General features: G+C 50.1%; 1 rRNA gene. It reads left to right on the forward strand.

What is annotated here, in order from left to right:
- Nucleotides 1-385 precede the first annotated feature (385 nt).
- Nucleotides 386-3,288 (forward strand): 23S ribosomal RNA (locus tag Q4Q54_RS21565).
- Nucleotides 3,289-3,292 lie beyond the last annotated feature (4 nt).

Raw genomic sequence — 3,292 nt, forward strand, 5'->3', positions numbered from 1 at the left:
GTCGACAACATGGCATCCGTGCCGAGTCGACACAAAAACATCCGTGTTTTTGAGTGTTCACACAGATTGCTTGTTTATCTTCTCTTAGGAGAAGTCAGAGCTGAATGCGCCGCGAGCCGGTACGCATTGTTCTTTAACAATTTGGAAAGCTGATAGTATGTAACGTGATGATGTCTGTCGTCATGTTACTTACAAACCGATGTAAACGTGGAAACGTTTGCATCATGAGTTCTCAAACACTTTATTAAGTGTCTTGAATATTCAAAAGTAAATTATTCTTTGCTGAATAGTTTACGTCTAAGGCGCGTCCACTTCTTTGGTCAGAAGTGAGACAAGTAAAACCAGCTGGTCGCAACAATTCAAGTGAAACTCATTTGGGTTGTATGGTTAAGCGACTAAGCGTATACGGTGGATGCCTTGGCAGTCAGAGGCGATGAAGGACGTAGTAACTTGCGAAAAGCGTTGGCGAGCTAGTAACAAGCATTTGAGCTAACGATGTCCGAATGGGGGAACCCAGCAGCACAAGCTGTTATCGCAACATGAATACATAGTGTTGCGAGGCGAACCCGGGGAACTGAAACATCTAAGTACCCGGAGGAAAAGAAATCAACCGAGATTCCCCTAGTAGCGGCGAGCGAACGGGGATTAGCCCTTAAGTCAGTGGGGTGTTAGTGGAATGTGTTGGAAAGCACAGCGGCACAGGGTGATAGCCCCGTACATGAAAACTAACCATTGATGAAAACGAGTAAGGCGGGACACGTGACATCCTGTTTGAATATGGGGGGACCATCCTCCAAGGCTAAATACTCCTGACTGACCGATAGTGAACCAGTACCGTGAGGGAAAGGCGAAAAGAACCCCTGTGAGGGGAGTGAAATAGAACCTGAAACCGTATACGTACAAGCAGTGGGAGCGGTTCTTGAGACCGTGACTGCGTACCTTTTGTATAATGGGTCAGCGACTTACATTTTGTAGCGAGGTTAAGCGAATAGCGGAGCCGTAGGGAAACCGAGTGTTAACTGCGCGTTTAGTTGCAAGGTGTAGACCCGAAACCCGGTGATCTAGCCATGGGCAGGTTGAAGGTTGAGTAACATCAACTGGAGGACCGAACCGACTAATGTTGAAAAATTAGCGGATGACTTGTGGCTGGGGGTGAAAGGCCAATCAAACCGGGAGATATCTGGTTCTCCTCGAAAGCTATTTAGGTAGCGCCTCGAGCGAATACCATTGGGGGTAGAGCACTGTTAAGGCTAGGGGGTCATCCCGACTTACCAACCCTTTGCAAACTCCGAATACCAATGAGTACTACTCGGGAGACAGACGGCGGGTGCTAACGTCCGTCGTCAAAAGGGAAACAACCCAGACCGTCAGCTAAGGTCCCAAAGTACTAGCTAAGTGGGAAACGATGTGGGAAGGCTTAGACAGCTAGGATGTTGGCTTAGAAGCAGCCATCATTTAAAGAAAGCGTAATAGCTCACTAGTCGAGTCGGCCTGCGCGGAAGATGTAACGGGGCTAAGCTAGTCACCGAAGCTACGGGTGCACAGTTTACTGTGCGCGGTAGAGGAGCGTTCTGTAAGCCGTTGAAGGTGAAGGGGTAACCCACGCTGGAGGTATCAGAAGTGCGAATGCTGACATGAGTAACGATAAAGGGGGTGAAAAACCCCCTCGCCGAAAGACCAAGGGTTCCTGTCCAACGTTAATCGGGGCAGGGTGAGTCGACCCCTAAGGTGAGGCCGAAAGGCGTAATCGATGGGAAACAGATTAATATTTCTGTACTTCCGCTAACTGCGATGGAGAGACGGAGAAGGCTAGGCTAGCGCGGCGTTGGTAGTCCGCGTTTAAGGTGGTAGGTGGTGTTCTTAGGCAAATCCGGGGACACGTACTTTAATGTACACACTGAGAGCTGATGACGAGGTCCTAAGGGACTGAAGTAGTTGATGCCATGCTTCCAGGAAAATCTTCTAAGCTTCAGGTTAGTGGGAATCGTACCCCAAACCGACACAGGTGGTCGGGTAGAGAATACCAAGGCGCTTGAGAGAACTCGGCTGAAGGAACTAGGCAAAATGGTACCGTAACTTCGGGAGAAGGTACGCTCTTGTTGGTGATGAGACTTGCTCTCTAAGCTGACGGGAGTCGCAGATACCAGGTGGCTGCAACTGTTTATCAAAAACACAGCACTGTGCAAACTCGCAAGAGGAAGTATACGGTGTGACGCCTGCCCGGTGCCGGAAGGTTAATTGATTGGGTTATCGCAAGAGAAGCTCATGATCGAAGCCCCGGTAAACGGCGGCCGTAACTATAACGGTCCTAAGGTAGCGAAATTCCTTGTCGGGTAAGTTCCGACCTGCACGAATGGCGTAATGATGGCCACGCTGTCTCCAGCCGAGACTCAGTGAAGTTGAAATTGCGGTGAAGATGCCGTATACCCGCGGCTAGACGGAAAGACCCCGTGAACCTTTACTATAGCTTGGCACTGAACATTGAACCTACATGTGTAGGATAGGTGGGAGACTTTGAAGTTGTGACGCTAGTCATGATGGAGTCGTCCTTGAAATACCACCCTTGTAGTTTTGATGTTCTAACCTAGGTCCCTTATCGGGATTAGGGACAGTGCCTGGTGGGTAGTTTGACTGGGGCGGTCTCCTCCCAAAGAGTAACGGAGGAGCACGAAGGTTGGCTAAGTACGGTCGGACATCGTACGGTTAGTGCAATGGCATAAGCCAGCTTAACTGCGAGACATACACGTCGAGCAGGTACGAAAGTAGGTCATAGTGATCCGGTGGTTCTGAATGGAAGGGCCATCGCTCAACGGATAAAAGGTACTCCGGGGATAACAGGCTGATACCGCCCAAGAGTTCATATCGACGGCGGTGTTTGGCACCTCGATGTCGGCTCATCACATCCTGGGGCTGAAGTCGGTCCCAAGGGTATGGCTGTTCGCCATTTAAAGTGGTACGCGAGCTGGGTTCAGAACGTCGTGAGACAGTTCGGTCCCTATCTGCCGTGGGCGTTGGATGATTGAAGGGAGCTGCTCCTAGTACGAGAGGACCGGAGTGGACGAACCGCTGGTGTTCGGGTTGTCATGCCAATGGCATTGCCCGGTAGCTACGTTCGGAATCGATAACCGCTGAAAGCATCTAAGCGGGAAGCGAGCCCTAAGATGAGTCATCCCTAGGAATTTAATTCCTCTAAAGAGCCGTTCGAGACTAGGACGTTGATAGGCATGGTGTGTAAGCGTTGTGAGGCGTTGAGCTAACATGTACTAATGACTCGAGAGGCTTAACCATACAA

It is taken from the genome of Shewanella sp. SP2S2-4, from assembly GCF_031932025.1.
Lineage (GTDB): Bacteria > Pseudomonadota > Gammaproteobacteria > Enterobacterales > Shewanellaceae > Shewanella > Shewanella baltica.